Consider the following 1,055-nt stretch of genomic DNA (forward strand, 5'->3'; position numbering starts at 1 on the left):
AGTGGTGCTTCGCGAGCCGGCTTCTAGAAAAAAGCAACGCCGTGCCTGCGTGTCGGGCTCAGCCGTCCCGCGGTGCCTGCGTGTTCGGCTTCTCCGTCTCGCTGTGCCTGCGTGTCGGGCTCAGCCGTGTTGCCGTGCCTGCGTGTCGGGCTCAGCCGTCCCGCCGTGCCCCCGTGCCCCGCTTCCCCGTCCCGCCGTGCCCGTGTCGTCCGCCTCGCCGTCGCCATGGCCGCGTCACCCAGCCCTTCCCCCTCCCGCTCGTCCCGTCCCCCGTGCTCTACCGGGCTTGGGCCAAGGAGCGGCCGCAGGCGTAGGCGATGGGGCTGACCAGTTCTCGGGCCTGTGGTAGCCAGCGGTTGAGTTCCGTGGGTTCGCGGGCCCACGAGGCGCTTCCCGAGGCGCCCATGCGGGACGGGGGTGCCACCACCCAGTCGCCTTCGCCCTTGGGGACGAGGTCGAGCGCGCTCGTGCCCCAGCCGATTCGGCGCAGCAACTCGCCCATCGTGTCGCGTGCGCCGGGGAGTACGAAGAATTGCAGGCGACGCGTCGGGGTCGCGATGACCGGGCCCAGTGGTAGGCCCATCCGCTCCAGGCGGGCCAACGCGAGACAGCCGGCCTGCTCCGGGACGTCGATGACGTCGAAGCCGCGGCCGGCGGGCAACAGAATCGCCGCGTCCGGGTGTTCGGCCCACCAGCGCCGGACGAGGGCCGGCGAACTGGCGGCCTGTACCGCCCAGTCGCGCATGATCGGATGCGCGCCCGGAGTGGCACACCGGGGACGGCTGCAGCTGCAACGACGCCCCGCCGTGCCTTCTACGACCGAGGTGCCGGGAACGACATCCCAGTGCTTGTCGCCGGCGTAGCGGACTGCGGTCTCTACAAGCGTGTCGCGGGCAAGCTGCCGGGTCCACAGGGTGTCTTCCACGTGCTGCACAACTGCGGGGCCACGCGATGGTTACGGCTCCACACCGCCCCACCCACTCGTCGCCCACCGAACGGCCCTGCCCTGCCGGCGGCCCGCCCCACCGAACGGCCCCGTCTACCGAACGGCCCCG

The 1,055-nt window shown here is 72.1% G+C and carries 1 protein-coding gene; it reads right to left on the bottom strand.

The annotated features are described in order from the left end of the window. Positions 1 to 277: 277 nt before the first annotated feature. The gene (locus tag GT354_RS12160) at positions 278 to 934 is read right to left on the bottom strand and encodes a bifunctional DNA primase/polymerase (protein ID WP_161356308.1); all 657 of its coding nucleotides are present in this window, start codon (positions 932 to 934) and stop codon (positions 278 to 280) included. Positions 935 to 1,055 lie beyond the last annotated feature (121 nt).

The sequence above is a fragment of the Streptomyces sp. SID3343 genome (assembly GCF_009865215.1).
Taxonomy (GTDB): Bacteria; Actinomycetota; Actinomycetes; order Streptomycetales; family Streptomycetaceae; genus Embleya.